The following is a 14,241-nucleotide window of genomic DNA, read 5'->3' as shown; positions in this document are numbered from 1 at the left end:
ATCGTCATTGCGAGCAGCCATAAGGCTGCGTGGCAATCTCATGAGATAATAATAAACTCTTGAGATTGCTTTGTAAATTACTTACGTAATTTCCTCGCAATGATATAAATGACATAAATCCAAACTACGATACTTTCTTTCTTTTATTACCGTAGCTGTTACCATCAAAGGTTCTTTTACGGCTACTATCAAAAGCATTAAACTTTTTACCGTCACCGCTGGCTCTTTTACCGAATGATCTTTTACGATTATTTTTATCACTTCTAAACTCACTACGTGGCGTAGATTCTCCTTTATTTACTAGACGATCGATTGCACGCCATCTAATAACATCATCAGGAGAAATAAAAGACAACGCATGTCCGGTAGCCCCTGCTCTACCCGTTCTACCTATCCTATGTAAATAATCTTCAGGACACATAGGTAAATCATAATTAATAACATGCTGTGTATGAGGAATATCAAGCCCACGAGCCGCTACATCAGTTGCTACCATTATTCTATGGTTTGACTTACGAAATGATAAAATTACTCTTTCACGTTGACGCTGACTTAAATCACCGTGTATAGCTTCTGCTGTATGATTTTCATATTTCAACATTTTAGCTAATTGATCGGCAGAGCGTTTAGTCTTCACAAAAATAATGACCGATCCTTCCCTATTACCAAGTTGTTTAGTTAATTCACTAAATTTTTCTTTATCAGAAACATGCATTGATTCCTGTTTTATTTCTGCAGCTGCTTTATTAGTAGCACCTACCGTAATACGTACCGGATTGTTTAGATATTTTTGAGAAACAGCAATAATATGTTTTGGCATAGTAGCGGAAAACATTAAAACTTGTCTTTTTTCCGGTAAAAATTTATTGATTTCTTCTAATTGTTCTTTCATCCCCATATCAAGCATTCTATCCATTTCGTCAAGTACGGTTATGCCTATACGATCAATTTTTAGACTTCCCCTATTTAAGTGATCGATAATACGCCCCGGTGTACCGATAATCACTTTTGGATTCTTTTTTAATTGCATAAATTGTTTAGGCATCGGTTCACCGCCTATCAAAACTGCACTATTAATTTTATAGGATGTAGTTAATTTATTTAAAGTACTGTGTATTTGCGTTGCTAATTCTCTAGTCGGAACAAGAATTAAAGCAGTAGTTTTATTTTTAATAAATGAATCAATTAACGGCAATAAATAAGCAAGAGTTTTGCCTGAACCTGTTTGGCTAGAAGCGAGTATGTCCGATCCCACCATTGCAACCGGAATCGATTGCTTTTGTATTTCAGTCGGCTCAGTTATATTCATTGTCTCGAGAGCAATAATTAATTCTTCAGATAAATTAAAATTTTTCATTATATAATCCAATATAGTTTTAAATCAAAATATGCACATTATTGATTAGACCTCTTAACATAACTCATTTCTTAAAGATATATGAGACATCGACGCTGCTCTCTCATCCTTACATACTTAACTATGTACGCTGCGTAGAGTAGCAGTTCTTATTCCCTTTATAAGATAAGTTATGCAAGAGATCTATTGTATAAAAAATAAGTTATAGTAAATTAAAATAACGACTTATATAATTATCCTGAATCAAAAAATATGCTTAAGCTAGATTACAAAACACCAACTAAATATATAAAACGATAATGAATAATGAAACTATTTTAGAATCTTATTCAAGCCAGAATAATATTATTAGATTTAGGGCATTTTCATGCCCTTTAGTAAAAATAATTTATTATACTTAAAATTATATAGGTTATTATAAGACAAAAACAAAATATTTACTATTTTGATAAAGATGACTAGGCTACCCTAAATTATAAACAATTTTGGATAGCTGCTTTTGGTATTATAAATTTATTTAATTCTGAGGTTAACAGCATAGGCTTTTCCTTGCTTTTCTTCAAGATCAAAAATTACATCTTGTCCTTCTTCAAGGCTATGTAAACCTGCTGCGTCTACGGCTGATTTGTGTACAAACACATCTTTGCCGCAATTTTCTTGTTCAATAAATCCAAAATTCTTTGTAGAATTATACCACTTAACTTTACCTACTATATTTGTAGCCATAAAAACCTTTATTAGATAGAAATTACTTATTTGAACTTAACACACGCTTATAATAACTAAAACTTAAATTTTACTTTAAGCCTTACTTAAATATAAAAGCCGATAAAAATTCATTATGCAAAACTACCTTACCTTGCGGCATTTGTCAATAAACATGTCAATAACATGCAAGAGAAAGTATTACTTCCTGAAACTAATCTATCATATTATTACTATTTTGTCACTATTTAAGTTAATTATCTAATAAATTAATGAGTAAACTAACGATTTTAAAGGTGTTTAATAACTTTTTCATATCAGACTAATATATTAACGATAAAAGTACTTGCTTTTTCATATTTTTTTTATTAGTCTGTCCACTTAGCAAATGCAACCTTAATATCCACAGCTGCCCGCGTGATGGAATGGTAGACATAACGGACTTAAAATCCGTGGAGCGTAAGCTCTTGCCGGTTCAAGTCCGGCCGCGGGTACCATTGCCATTTTTAGGCAAATTCACCAATGTATCAAACAGCGAACGCATCATAAAATCAAGCTTTTCAGGTTTCAATATTAAGTTCCCAAATATTAAATTTACTAAACGTCTTTTTTCGCTCACGCTGGAACTTTTAAATATCTTATAGGCACTTGAGGCTGTTGATATCAAGGAAACCTGTAGCGATAACCGAAATTAATGCGTAGCTGTGACCCTAATGTATTAATTCGCATCGCAACTAGATATTATGAGTGAAACTGATTTAGAGATTGCCACAAAAAACTAACCACCAAGCCAATGCTATTTAATATGTTTGCTTTAGCTGAACATTTGCATAAGACAATTGTCGCAATCAAGCAAATTACAATAGACGAATAGCATCACTGCTTCGCTTATTTTAGACTAAAGAAATCTAGCAAACAGAATAGATTGAAAAGGCAATAAGTAAAAGCTTTGCAGCGTTTTTTACTTAATAATACATACGCTTTAATAAATGTTGTTTATTATATTGTGCTTCAGAATTTGTAGGATCAAGTTCAATTGCTTTATTATAAGACTCAAGAACTAAATTATATTTACCTATTAAATAGAAAAAGCCGTATTTTTGAGTAAGATAGATTTATTAAATATATAATTATTGACTTATTCCCTCCCCCTATAAATTACTTCTCTCACATGATAATTAAACTCTATAATTAATATATAAGCTAATTTTAAAGAGTTAACATATAAAGAAGAAGAAATTTTAACCTCTGAGTCTTATATTGATGAAGAGGAAGAAAAGAAATTAAAAGCTCAAAATGCAAGGAAAGAGCTTAAGTTAATACTAATAACTCCTGGAATAGTTTTGACTAGTTTTTTAACTTTCTGTTATTTCTTTTTTAACTATATAGATGAAAAAGCAGCAGAATATAAACTACAGCAAGAAGCAGAAGCAAAAAAGTTAGATAAAGCTGAATGATGCAAGCTATAATATTTCAGCAATTCTCAAATAATCTTGAGGGGCAAGATTTTCAGCACGATAATTATCCTTGATTTTCAACTGAGTTAATACTTCATGTATATTAGGTACAAGATTTTTCAGTGATGATTTGATCATTTTCCGTCGTCCTGCAAAAGCAAGCTTTGTTATTTGCTCAACTTTATTTATCAGAGCAATAGACGGCGGATTTTCTAAAGGTATTAGTTTAACTATCGCAGAATATACTTTAGGAGGTGGATAGAAAGCAGTTGGCGCTACGTCAAAGCACTTTTCCACTTTAGCTATTAGCTGACATATTACCGATAATCTGCCATATGCTTTAGTTGAGGGTATAGCACAAATACGTTCTACTACTTCCTTTTGTAACATTAGCGTCATACTAGTAATTAGCCGTGCTTCTTTCAGCCATCTAATCACTAACTCAGTACCTATATGGTACGGTAAATTAGAGATTATAGTTACTTTATAGTCAATTGATTTAGACTCGCCTATATCGTTCGCTCTCCTATTAGTTATAGGCTTCGCTTCTCGCTTCTTGTATGCAAATCCAACTGAATTGACTGTATCATAGCTTAAATCGGTTAAATTTATTTCAAGAGCATCTTGTTTAATAATATTTAGATTAGGATAATATTCTTTAATCTCATTAAGGAGCGGTAGGCATCTCTCATCTGTTTCTATAACAGTTAAGGATTCAGGATTTTTCTGCAATATTGACCTAGTTAACCCTCCTGTGCCGGGCCCTATTTCTAATACTCGGCTATTTTCTGCCAGGTTACTTGCACGTACGATTTTATCACATAGACTACTGTCAAAAATAAAATTTTGTCCGTGCTTTTTAAGAGGATTAACTTGATGTAAAGCTGCGTGTTTTGCAATTGAAGGGAGCATAGGGTATGTCATTCCCGTGAAAGCGGGAATCCAGTAAAACATATAAAAACTTGTTTTTATATGTTTGTTTTTATCAAATATAATTCTGTATTAATAATCAAGGTTATTTTTCTGGATTCTCGCCTACACGGGAATGACATAGAATAACACACACTAAGACGGCAGCATTATTTTTATAGCTGCTTTCTTACGCATATTTTCAAACATTTTTTGTGCTTTTTGCGAAATCTTTTTATTGGTTAGGAAATTTACTACATAATTATTTTCATCTTCATTAACATTTAAGATTTTTTTGCTGCACACTAATGTTATTTCAAATTTGTTATTTACTTCAAAAACATTACTTGCTTTATCAGGAGTTAAGTCCTTTACAATAGTTTGTTTTACGCCTTCTATCTTGCTAAGCTTATCGGTAATAATTTGCATAGTAGCAAAATTATCATAAAGCGATTTTTTAACATCCGCACATTTTTTTAGTCGATTTTTCAAATTATTCATCTGCGTAAACGCTTTATTGCCACCATCTTTAGATGTAAATACTTGCATTGAAATTTCTACGTCTTTTTGATCGCTAGATAAAATTGCAACATCTATTTCTTTATTACTTACTTGTACCGATCTTGATAGACTTGATAAAATATTCATTTTAATCAACTCGGATTTAATTTGGGAAATAAAACTATCAGGATTAACCGATCTGCTTTTTAGATACTGAAGAAGAGAACCGTGAGGCATTTTATTACGATCTTCAATAGACTGAATAGCGTTATCTATCTCTTCTTGCGGAATTTCTCTATCTCCTGCATATTGAAAAAGCAAAGATTCGTCAATTAAGCTCTTAAGTGCTAAGTCACTTAGCTGCTTATCTTGAGCAGGCGTTAGACTTTCAACATTATTTAGTGCCATAATCATTTTTTTTCTAGCACGGAACTCATTAAGAGTAATAGGTTCATCATTTACGGATGCTACTATATTCGGTAATGATGCTTGTGCTACATTAAAAGTAAAAAAAACGGTAATGATTAATAATAATTTTCTCATGTGATACTCTGAATAAGTGACCAGTAAGTAGACGAAGTTTTATTTGGAAAAGAGCAAGGAGTCTATAAGTCAAGGAGCGGAGCGTACATTTAGTACGTGAGCACCGCAGAACTTATAAGACGACATAGCCAATTTTTCAAATAAAACGAGTATACTCACATGTTTAAAACTTTTAAACCGATAGAAATAGTCGGCGAAGAGGTAGTCTTTTTGATTCCTCTACTTCCATCGGCTAGATAATCGGAATAAATCTTTGCAGTAATTCTAACACAATCTTTAACATATGTCATCCTAATAGTTCGAGTAAGTAAATTTGGAGATCGTCTAGAGAGATCAATGCGTACACCAAAGCCTATAGTCCAATTTTCCGCTAGCTGATAATTTATGTCTCCATAAAATTGTCGTACTCTATTATTTGAAACCTTTATACTTTCTACGGAATAATATTTGTTAAGATTGGTAAGCTGAATAAAACTACCTAGAAAGTTAATCTTCTCATAGTTAAAATTTCCTCCCACTTCATCTCTAATAGGTCTGAAATATCTATCTTTCCGAAAGCTATAAAACACTTCTAAATTATTAGAAAGATTACCTAGTATCTGCCCTACATTTTCCCTATCATCAGCCGGCAAATCTATACTATATCTTGTATTACGGGAGTGTCCTAAAAATAATTTTAAATAATTTTCTTCTTTAGCAATACTAGTATTTAAGCCGTAACTTAATCTATTACTGAAATCATGGCAATCAATACCACTATAACGATTGGATAAAAAGATATTTTTTTCGGATAATTCATATTTAGCAGGATCAATTATAACAAATTTTTTATCTTTCTTAGATAGTTTACGTCCCACAGTAAAAGAAACTACCGGCTCAATAAGTAAATTTATTGTTTTTGTTATATTGCCTACTAACGGATAACGCCATAAAGTTTGCAATTCCGGTATATTCCTTTGAAATGATTTACTTTCTCTCGGCTTATCTACATCAGCCCATCTAGCAAGATAAAAATCGCCTCTATCTTTAGCAGCAAAATCAAAAATTTGTCCTGAAGCAGTCAGCACATTATGCATAAAGGATAGTTGCAAAGAGGTTCTAGCAACTTGTTTTCCTATTCTTTCTTTGTACATTAACGTATTATTTTCAACAACGATATGGCTGTTGTCATTATCATTCAAATTTATCACGTTTTTTGTATTGATTTTTGGTAATACTATAGGATCGGTATATTTACGATCATTAATACCTAAGCCTTGAAAACTTAATCCTTCCGCCGAAAAATAATCAGCCTCATGAATTTTATTTAAGAATATTTTAGAAGTTAAATATGAAGCGTAGTTATTATAATAATTTTTTAAATAAGCTTTATCCGATGTACGCTCCACCCTGAAACCGTAATCATAAACTTTATCGGTACTCATAAAATTACCACTTGCTATATAATGATAAGAAGAAACTTTTTTATTTTTCACTACACTTCCATCTTTTTCTAGAAAATACGGTAATTTACCGTAACTAACTTGAAAATTCATATTATCGGTATCATTCAGGCGATAACGTGCTTCTAGCTCATAAGTTTGATATTTACTAAAAATTCTTGGAGTGAGCGTAAAATCCATATTAGGTTTTGCACGTAGATATAAGGGGATGCCAAACCCTTTATTTTTGACGTCAGGTACCAATAATCCAGAAGTTGCAGGGGCCGTATGAGTCGGATGAAAAAAATACGGTAAGTAACAAATCGGTACACCGTATACTTCAAAAAACACGTTTTTATAAACTACTCTATGCTCTGCGGAATGAATATAAGTATCCTTAGCAGCAATTTGCCAAATAGGGTTTCTATTACAAGTAACATCACAAGGGGTAAACTCGGCATGGTGCAGCTTAAGATTATTTTCATTTATTCTTTCGGCAAGTTTAGCAATTAAAAGATTATTATCACCGGAAAGCAAAATGAATTCCGATATGATACCTTTCTTAAATTCATCTTTTAAAACCGCTTTGTCTCCCTCTATTATCCGATTTTGTTTATCCTTAATTCGGATATTACCTTCCGCCCATAAAATATCGTTTTCTATATCATAAAGTAAATTATCTGCCGTTAATAAATACTCATCCATGATAATTCTTATATTACCTTTAGCATATATCAAATCCTGATTTTCATTATACTCTACGAAGTCAGCTATAATATTGCTTATTTTAATATTTTGACCATTCTTAGAAAAAGCGGCAAAACTTACCAAAGAAAATATTATGATAATAAGCAAACATATTATTCGCAGTAGCATTTATATTAATAAATATATTTTAATAGTAAAAAATAATAGCAAGCTATTAGCAATATATCAAATAATAAAAAATTTTGCTTGCTCTTTTGTAGTACAAGGTTATTCTATGGAGATGATAACCATCATTGCGAGGAGATGCATAGCATCGACGTGGCCATCTCATGAAGTAGGATAAACTCCTGAGATTGCTTCGTCAAAACTTATAGTTTCTCCTCGTAATGACGAATAATGTGTTACCCTCAGCGCAAAAAACCAAGTACTAATAAAATGCTAGACAATTTCATTGCGCATCAAGCAACCAAAGAGTTTTCAGTTAGTGAGATTTCTAATAAAATCAAAGAGCTATTAGAAAATAATTTTGGCTATATTAAGGTAAAAGGCGAAATTTCAGGCTTAAAAATAGCAACCTCAGGTCATGCTTATTTTAACTTAAAAGAAAATACCGCCATTTTAGCCTGTACTTGCTGGCGTCCTATTCTTGCTAAAATCAAATTTCCTTTAAATGACGGCATGGAAGTAGTAATTAGCGGTAAACTCTCAAGTTATGCAGGTAATTCACGTTATCAATTATCGGTAGATAATTTGCAACCCACAGGACTTGGAGCTATGCTGCAAATTCTAAATGAGCGTAAAGCAAGGCTCGAGAAAGAAGGCTTATTTAATAAAATACGTATTCCTATACCCTTTTTACCTGATAAAATAGGCGTTATCACTTCAATAACCGGTGCTGTTATTAAAGATATTATTCATCGTATTCGCGAACGTTTTCCGACTCGGATAATAATATGGCCGGTTAGCGTACAAGGCGAAAATTCTGGCAATGAAATTGCTGAAGCAATTGAAGGATTTAACAATTTAGAAGAGGTAAATAAACCACGTGTTATAATCGTTGCTAGAGGTGGCGGTTCTATAGAAGATCTTTGGTCATTTAACGATGAGATATTAGTACGTGCTGCTTATAACTCAAAAATTCCTATTATTTCCGCAGTAGGTCATGAAGTGGATTATACTTTAATAGATTTAGCAGCCGATAAAAGAGCTCCAACACCGACTGCTGCCGCAGAATTTGCTGTACCGGTACGATCTATTTTAAATAATACGCTACAATCTTATGAAAGAATATTATTGAATAATACTAGCCGGTTAATGAAATATCACGAACAAAATATAGTAAATTACGATAAAATACACAGATATCTCTCTCACTATATAAATAATAGGCAGCAATTACTGGACGAAACCGGTTTTAATTTACTAGATGCTTTACCGTGCTTTATTGAACTACAAGAAACAAAGATTAAATCTTTTTCTAAAGAAAGAGTTAACCCTGCTAAAATAATCAATTACAAAACATTAGAATTAACACATCAAACAGCTTATCTATCAAAATCGGCAAATAATACTTTGAAAAACTTTGAGTATAAATTAGAATTAAATAGTACGTTACTTGCAAGCCTTGATTATCACAACGTATTAAAACGAGGTTTTGCTATAGTTAAAGGAGAAACTGGTAATTTTTTATCTTCTAAAATTACTGCTGCGAATGAAAAAATTTTTAATATTAAATTTTCTGACGGTGAAATTAAAGTAGTTCGTGCTTAAAGGCTTTGGTTTTTATCGTCATTGCGAACAGCCGTAAGCTGCGTGGCAATCTCATGAAATAATGATAAGCTCCTGAGATTGCTTCATCGCATTACTGCGTAATTCTTCTCGCAATGACGACTCGGATATCCACGCAACAACAACTGTTCGCAATGACGATAAAATATTGCTACAGAATGACATTTTAATTCTAAAAAAATACAGACCATGAAAAGTTTAAAGCTTTTTATTTTTATACTTCTCATTTCTAAAAATTTGTATGCTTTAAGCATAGGCACGAACGAACAACAAGCAATTTTAGAATGCGAAGGGACAGCTGATAAAAAAACTTTGATAAATGCATGATATGTAAATGAGCCTTATCAATCATTAATTGCTGCTTCAAACGGTCATACTACCGTTTCCGGTATGGATATAGAATTAATGAACGCTATTGCTGCAAAAATAGGTATCAATATTGAGTACAATCAAGATAGCTGGTATCAAGATCAATTAGATATTCAAAGCGGCAATGCCGACGGAGCTACTTATACTACTGAGAGGAGTTGCAATGGTTATTATTCACAAAATTGAGCCTCTAAGTTTTTGGGGACCGTTTTTTGCTTTCATTACAGCTAATTGCGGTGCAATATTACGAGATTTTATTATGAAAGAAAATTCAATTAAGAGGATACCAAGAGGAGTTAGTATTGAAATCACTGTATTTATGGGTTATAGCTTTTAGCATATTATTAGATATGTACAGTAGTAATCCAAATTATCATACAAATATTCAATGAATATAGTAATTGCCGGAGCATTTATTACTAGTCTCTTAGTTTATCATTTTGGTTTTCTTGAGTGGCGATTCCGTAATGCAAAATTAGAAGATATAGAAAAACAAACATGAAGATAGCTACTTGGAATATTAATTCCATAAAAACAAGACTTAATTTATTGCGTCATTTTTTATCTAAAGAAAATCCGGATATTTTATTATTGCAAGAAATAAAATGTGAAACCGCAAAATTTCCTTTTGATGCATTATCCGATCTACCTTATAATTCTTATGTTCACGGACAAAAATCATATAACGGTGTTGCTATAATTTCAAAGTTTCCTGCCGATGAAATAATTAAGGATTTTCCGAATAATGACTGCAGTGATCAAGCAAGATTCTTAGAAATAAAATTATCATTACCTATAGGGTTTTGTAATATAATCTCGCTCTATGCTCCTAACGGTTCATTTGTCGGTAGCGATAAATTTGTAGCAAAACTAGCATTTTATGATAATTTTATCAATTATCTATCAACTAAAAAATCTTTTGACGAAAAAACTATCATAGGCGGTGATTTCAATATTGCACCGTTCGATATAGACGTATATTCACCTAAGCTACTGGCTGAAACTACTTGTTTTACTGAGGTTGAACAAAAAAAATTACGCACTATTCTAAATTCCGGATTTGAGGATTTATACAGATTAATGCATCCGAGTAAGCAAGAATTTTCATGGTGGGATTATAGAGCCGGATGTTTTGAACAAAATAAAGGTATGAGGATTGATATGATTCTTGGTTGTAATAATACTATTGACTATTTAGAAAATTGCTATATGGATTATAATTTAAGGACTCAAGAAAAACCTTCAGATCATATACCGGTAATTGCGAGTTTTAAGGGATAGTCAATGTGGAATGTTGCTATCTTAGCCGTATGTCATTCCCGCGTATGCGGGAGTCCAAAAAAATAGCTTTAATATTGATATAGGAGTTACATAATTTGATAAAATAACCATATAAAAACAAGTTTTTATATGATTTTAATGGATTCCCGCCTACGCAGGAATTACATAGACCACTTTTTAAAAATAAATATATGTCTCCAAAATTCATGACATTTTACGAAAAATATATGATGATTGTCGGTACAATCGGCAATTTTATGTTCTATGTACAGGCTCATAAGATTTTCACCTGCCAATCTTCGGCTTCTGTTTCTATGCCCGCCTTTACTATAAGTGCTATTGCTCTTTGTAGTTGGCTTATATACGGCATATTAATAAAAAATACACCTATTATAATAGCAAATATAGTAGGTGTTATCGGGGCATTATTAGTTCTCTTAACCATAATAATATATTAATAATGACTAAGAAAATCATTACTTTAGTTGGTCGTCCGAATGTAGGCAAATCAACGCTTTTCAATAGATTAAGCATACGTAAAAAAGCTATCGTGCACGATTTGCCAGGCGTCACTAGAGATAGAAAATATACAGACGGCAAAATCGGCTCTTTTGAATTTTTGTTAATTGATACCCCAGGACTTGACGAGAATCCTAATAGTATTGGAGAGAGGTTAATGGAGCAGACTACTAAAGCAATTTTAGAGGCAGATTTAATTTGCTTTATGGTTGACAGTAGAAGCGGAATATTACCTGATGATAAGCTACTTAGTAGTTTTGTTAGAAAATATAATAAGCCGGCTATATTGGTAGTTAATAAATGCGAGAAAGCTTTTGATTTTGATAAAGAGTACTACAAATTAGGGTTTGATAGTATGATAGCTATCTCTGCCGAGCATGGCACAGGCTTAATTGATTTATATGACGAAATTATTGCCAAGTTACCTGAAGAAGAATCAATCGAAACAAATATAGCCGATCCAATTAAAGGAGATTGTTTGCAGATAGTAGTTAGTGGCAGACCTAACGCCGGAAAATCTACTTTTATAAACGCTCTTATTAATGATGAAAGATTATTAACCGGTCCTGAAGCCGGCATTACTCGTGAATCAATTGAAATTGATTGGCAATATAAAAATAATCATATTAAATTGATTGATACGGCGGGACTCCGCAAGAAATCTACTATTACAGAGTCTTTAGAAAAATTATCGGCATCGGATACTATTAACAGTATTAAATTTGCTAATACCGTAATCTTAATGATTGATGCTTTAGCTCCTTTAAAACAGCAAGATTTAAATATTGCAAGCCATGTGGTAAATGAAGGAAGAAGTATAGTTATAGTAGTGAATAAATGGGATTTAGTTAAAGAATCCGAAAAAGAAGCATTTCAGGAAGAATTTTATTATCAGATAAATACTCATCTGCCTCAGGTTAAAGGTATCCCCGTTCTATTCATTTCAGCAATAAATAAACAAAATATTGAACAAGTGCTAGATGCTTGTCTTAAAATTTATAAAATTTGGAATAAGAAAATAACTACTAGCAAATTAAATGAATGGCTTAATTTTACTACGGAAGCACATCTGCTGCCTTTACAAAAAGGCGGCAGAAGAGTGCGTGTAAAATATATGACTCAAACAAAAACCCGCCCTCCTACTTTCAAGCTATTCTCCAATAATCCAGAAAAGATTACCGATAGCTATACTAGGTATTTAGTAAACAATATGCGTGAGGCTTTTGACATGCCGGGCGTTCCTATTAGATTCATTTACGTAAAAACTAAAAACCCGTATGTGTAGTTTAAAATTAATTAATAACAGTTTAGTTATTAGCACCGAAAAATCTGAATTAGATATATTACTAGATAATATTACTGATTTGTCATCATGAATTTATTAAGTAATGATAAGACTAAAGGTAATGAAATATGGTAACTTATATACTTTAACCAAGCTGTAAATTAGATAAGTTCGCTATTCCAACTACACTTATTTTTTCTGTTTTTTTATATGTATTATTCCCGGCGGTAACAATATATAAATGTTCTAACTGCAAATCGGCAAGAACGGTATGCATTGATTTAGTAATCGGAGCATCAGCATTTTTTACTTCAAAGCCGTATTTCTTACCATTCTTAATAATTAATAAATCTAATTCTGCTCCTGTTTGCGTGCGCCAAAAAAAATACTCTGCATCCGTTTTAAATTTACGTATTAACTCCTCTATTACAAACCCTTCAAATGAAAGACCGCGTTTTGGATGAACATACCAATCATGTTCGTGAATCCCTAATAATGCATGTAGTATTCCGCTATCTCGTATATAGACTTTTGGTGCTTTCACTTGATGTTTTGAGATATTTTCATACCAAGGTTTTAATAACCGAATCATAAAAGTTTGCTCTAATATTTCAGTATAACGTTTGATAGTCATATCCGTTAAACCGAGCGACCTTCCAAGCTCGTTATAATTTAATAATTGCCCATGATTATGAGCAAGCATCATCCATAACTGCCTCATTACATGTGCATTAAGAGATATTCCTAAACTAGGCAAATCACGCTCGATAAAACTAGTGATGTAGCTATTACGCCATCTAAGCACTTTGGACATAATTTTTTGCTAAATATGATTTAGGAAAACCACCTCTTAACCATAACTCCCTAAAATCATTTATCTCTATTAAATTGAACGGAGTAAGCTCCGTATATTCAATACGGCCGGCTAATGATTCTGAAGATTGTCGCAATAATTCTCCAGAAGCACTACCTAATATTAAAAATTTTTTGTTTGAATAGTCAGCAAGAACTCTTAAATAAGGAAAAATTTCAGGTTGTCTTTGAATTTCATCAATTACTATTAAACCGTTTAAAGGCTCAAGAATTGTTTTAAGATTCTTAAATTGATCTAAGTGAGCTGGATCCTCAAGGTCAAAAAAGTAGCTCTTTTCATCTTCTTTAAGCTGTTTAATATAAGCGTGAGCTAAAAAGTAGTTTTACCATATTGCCTTGGACCGAGAATGGAACAAATAGGGAATATCTCAAGGGCACCTGTGATATGTGTTAAATAATAATTTCTTTCTATCATCCTTGTAATTTCATAATGACACTTTGAATTTACAATATAATTTTAATCAAATAATAGCAAGATGTTTCTAAGTCCTGTGCACTTTTGATTAATGGGACTGTTGCGAGATA

At 32.2% G+C, this 14,241-nt stretch carries 15 protein-coding genes, 1 tRNA gene and 1 pseudogene; 10 read left to right on the top strand and 7 right to left on the bottom strand.

Annotated features, from left to right (window positions below; genetic code table 11):
- Positions 1 to 124: 124 nt before the first annotated feature.
- Together C4Q30_RS07130 and C4Q30_RS07125 are read right to left on the bottom strand one after the other, a co-directional pair.
- Positions 125 to 1,357 carry a DEAD/DEAH box helicase gene (locus C4Q30_RS07130; protein WP_103897602.1) on the bottom strand — a complete coding sequence of 411 codons (1,233 nt, stop codon included), beginning with the start codon at positions 1,355 to 1,357 and terminating at the stop codon, positions 125 to 127.
- 513 nt (positions 1,358 to 1,870) lie between these two features.
- On the bottom strand, positions 1,871 to 2,083 hold the full coding sequence (locus C4Q30_RS07125) for a cold-shock protein (protein ID WP_103897601.1): 213 nt from the start codon (positions 2,081 to 2,083) through the stop codon (positions 1,871 to 1,873).
- A gap of 390 nt (positions 2,084 to 2,473) precedes the next feature.
- Between C4Q30_RS07125 and C4Q30_RS07115 the strand changes: the two genes are divergently transcribed.
- Positions 2,474 to 2,559: transfer RNA gene (locus C4Q30_RS07115), tRNA-Leu, on the top strand.
- A 468-nt stretch (positions 2,560 to 3,027) separates the two neighbouring features.
- Here C4Q30_RS07115 and C4Q30_RS08650 read toward each other — a convergent pair.
- Positions 3,028 to 3,141, bottom strand: coding sequence for a tetratricopeptide repeat protein (locus C4Q30_RS08650; protein ID WP_231839142.1), 114 nt, complete (start codon positions 3,139 to 3,141; stop codon positions 3,028 to 3,030).
- Between the two features lie 159 nt (positions 3,142 to 3,300).
- Between C4Q30_RS08650 and C4Q30_RS07105 the strand changes: the two genes are divergently transcribed.
- Positions 3,301 to 3,519, top strand: a complete 219-nt coding sequence (locus C4Q30_RS07105) for an RP671a family tick cell line-upregulated protein (RefSeq protein ID WP_082068648.1) — start codon at positions 3,301 to 3,303, stop codon at positions 3,517 to 3,519.
- 6 nt (positions 3,520 to 3,525) lie between these two features.
- Here the strand turns inward: C4Q30_RS07105 and rsmA are convergent, their stop codons facing one another.
- The 3 genes from rsmA to C4Q30_RS07090 form a co-directional block, all read right to left on the bottom strand.
- Complete coding sequence (rsmA, locus tag C4Q30_RS07100; protein ID WP_103897599.1) at positions 3,526 to 4,431, bottom strand: 16S rRNA (adenine(1518)-N(6)/adenine(1519)-N(6))-dimethyltransferase RsmA; 906 nt, start codon at positions 4,429 to 4,431, stop codon at positions 3,526 to 3,528.
- 153 nt (positions 4,432 to 4,584) lie between these two features.
- Positions 4,585 to 5,472: a SurA N-terminal domain-containing protein gene (locus C4Q30_RS07095; protein ID WP_103897598.1), complete on the bottom strand. Its 888-nt coding sequence runs from the start codon at positions 5,470 to 5,472 to the stop codon at positions 4,585 to 4,587.
- 155 nt (positions 5,473 to 5,627) lie between these two features.
- Positions 5,628 to 7,769 (bottom strand): LPS-assembly protein LptD, encoded by a 2,142-nt coding sequence (locus tag C4Q30_RS07090; RefSeq protein WP_103897597.1) that lies wholly within the window; start codon positions 7,767 to 7,769, stop codon positions 5,628 to 5,630.
- Between C4Q30_RS07090 and C4Q30_RS07085 the strand changes: the two genes are divergently transcribed.
- The 8 genes from C4Q30_RS07085 (at position 7,735) to der (ending at position 12,843) form a co-directional block, all read left to right on the top strand.
- Complete coding sequence (locus C4Q30_RS07085) at positions 7,735 to 7,944, top strand: hypothetical protein (RefSeq protein ID WP_103897596.1); 210 nt, start codon at positions 7,735 to 7,737, stop codon at positions 7,942 to 7,944. The two genes, C4Q30_RS07090 and C4Q30_RS07085, sit on opposite strands and share 35 nt — an antisense overlap.
- Before the next feature lie 92 nt (positions 7,945 to 8,036).
- The gene (gene xseA, locus C4Q30_RS07080; protein ID WP_103897595.1) at positions 8,037 to 9,371 is read left to right on the top strand and encodes an exodeoxyribonuclease VII large subunit; all 1,335 of its coding nucleotides are present in this window, start codon (positions 8,037 to 8,039) and stop codon (positions 9,369 to 9,371) included.
- A gap of 207 nt (positions 9,372 to 9,578) precedes the next feature.
- Complete coding sequence (locus C4Q30_RS10030) at positions 9,579 to 9,716, top strand: hypothetical protein (RefSeq protein WP_245207537.1); 138 nt, start codon at positions 9,579 to 9,581, stop codon at positions 9,714 to 9,716.
- Between the two features lie 63 nt (positions 9,717 to 9,779).
- A complete protein-coding gene (locus C4Q30_RS10025) occupies positions 9,780 to 9,944 on the top strand; it encodes a type 2 periplasmic-binding domain-containing protein (protein WP_245207536.1) in 165 nt (54 codons plus the stop codon).
- Positions 9,922 to 10,095, top strand: coding sequence for a hypothetical protein (locus C4Q30_RS10020; protein WP_245207535.1), 174 nt, complete (start codon positions 9,922 to 9,924; stop codon positions 10,093 to 10,095). Before C4Q30_RS10025 ends, C4Q30_RS10020 begins: the two co-directional genes overlap by 23 nt.
- A gap of 161 nt (positions 10,096 to 10,256) precedes the next feature.
- A complete protein-coding gene (xth, locus tag C4Q30_RS07070; RefSeq protein WP_103897594.1) occupies positions 10,257 to 11,039 on the top strand; it encodes an exodeoxyribonuclease III in 783 nt (260 codons plus the stop codon).
- 191 nt (positions 11,040 to 11,230) lie between these two features.
- Positions 11,231 to 11,497, top strand: coding sequence for a SemiSWEET family sugar transporter (locus tag C4Q30_RS07065; RefSeq protein WP_014014659.1), 267 nt, complete (start codon positions 11,231 to 11,233; stop codon positions 11,495 to 11,497).
- A gap of 2 nt (positions 11,498 to 11,499) precedes the next feature.
- Complete coding sequence (gene der, locus C4Q30_RS07060; RefSeq protein ID WP_103897593.1) at positions 11,500 to 12,843, top strand: ribosome biogenesis GTPase Der; 1,344 nt, start codon at positions 11,500 to 11,502, stop codon at positions 12,841 to 12,843.
- A 145-nt stretch (positions 12,844 to 12,988) separates the two neighbouring features.
- On the opposite strand, the pseudogene C4Q30_RS10565 reads toward der, so the two are convergent.
- Positions 12,989 to 14,131 (bottom strand): annotated as a pseudogene (locus C4Q30_RS10565) (ATP-binding protein).
- Positions 14,132 to 14,241: the final 110 nt, after the last annotated feature.

The organism is Rickettsia fournieri (genome assembly GCF_900243065.1).
GTDB classification, from domain to species: domain Bacteria; phylum Pseudomonadota; class Alphaproteobacteria; order Rickettsiales; family Rickettsiaceae; genus Rickettsia; species Rickettsia rickettsii.
This window is presented reverse-complemented; position numbering and strand designations above follow the sequence as displayed.

What these genes read in the sequence shown, in the direction of transcription:
- C4Q30_RS07130 (WP_103897602.1), bottom strand. Translation starts at nt 1,357, where the DNA reads ATGAAAAATTTTAATTTATCTGAAGAATTAATTATTGCTCTCGAGACA.
- xseA (WP_103897595.1), top strand. Translation starts at nt 8,037, where the DNA reads ATGCTAGACAATTTCATTGCGCATCAAGCAACCAAAGAGTTTTCAGTT.
- C4Q30_RS07095 (WP_103897598.1), bottom strand. Translation starts at nt 5,472, where the DNA reads ATGAGAAAATTATTATTAATCATTACCGTTTTTTTTACTTTTAATGTA.
- xth (WP_103897594.1), top strand. Translation starts at nt 10,257, where the DNA reads ATGAAGATAGCTACTTGGAATATTAATTCCATAAAAACAAGACTTAAT.
- C4Q30_RS07085 (WP_103897596.1), top strand. Translation starts at nt 7,735, where the DNA reads ATGATAATAAGCAAACATATTATTCGCAGTAGCATTTATATTAATAAA.
- C4Q30_RS07065 (WP_014014659.1), top strand. Translation starts at nt 11,231, where the DNA reads ATGTCTCCAAAATTCATGACATTTTACGAAAAATATATGATGATTGTC.
- rsmA (WP_103897599.1), bottom strand. Translation starts at nt 4,431, where the DNA reads ATGCTCCCTTCAATTGCAAAACACGCAGCTTTACATCAAGTTAATCCT.
- C4Q30_RS10030 (WP_245207537.1), top strand. Translation starts at nt 9,579, where the DNA reads ATGAAAAGTTTAAAGCTTTTTATTTTTATACTTCTCATTTCTAAAAAT.
- C4Q30_RS10025 (WP_245207536.1), top strand. Translation starts at nt 9,780, where the DNA reads ATGGATATAGAATTAATGAACGCTATTGCTGCAAAAATAGGTATCAAT.
- der (WP_103897593.1), top strand. Translation starts at nt 11,500, where the DNA reads ATGACTAAGAAAATCATTACTTTAGTTGGTCGTCCGAATGTAGGCAAA.
- C4Q30_RS07090 (WP_103897597.1), bottom strand. Translation starts at nt 7,769, where the DNA reads ATGCTACTGCGAATAATATGTTTGCTTATTATCATAATATTTTCTTTG.
- C4Q30_RS07125 (WP_103897601.1), bottom strand. Translation starts at nt 2,083, where the DNA reads ATGGCTACAAATATAGTAGGTAAAGTTAAGTGGTATAATTCTACAAAG.
- C4Q30_RS10020 (WP_245207535.1), top strand. Translation starts at nt 9,922, where the DNA reads ATGGTTATTATTCACAAAATTGAGCCTCTAAGTTTTTGGGGACCGTTT.